1 pseudogene is annotated in these 224 nt (G+C 54.5%); it reads right to left on the bottom strand.

Annotated features, from left to right (window positions below):
- A pseudogene (locus ACTHSP_RS24295) lies at window positions 1–224 on the bottom strand (dialkylrecorsinol condensing enzyme); the annotation flags it as partial.

Here is a 224-nt window from a genome sequence, read left to right as displayed (position 1 = left end):
TTGCGGCAGCCGATAAGCGTGATGACCGGTTTGCCGTCCAGCAGCCGGCGCGTTTCTTCGCGTTGCAAAAAGGCGGTAATCGGTTGCGAAGGAGAGAGGAACCAAACGGTGTAGGCAATGACCACCACATCGTAATCTTCGGATGGGATTTGCGGCGGCAGAATCGGGGCGGGTTTTAAATGGACGGTTTCAGGAAAGGTATCGAAAAAACGCCAAAACGGCCA

This window comes from Neisseria sp. P0001.S005, from assembly GCF_051963715.1.
The sequence above is the reverse complement of the archived record's forward strand: the minus strand, read 5'-3'. Positions and strand labels throughout refer to the sequence as shown.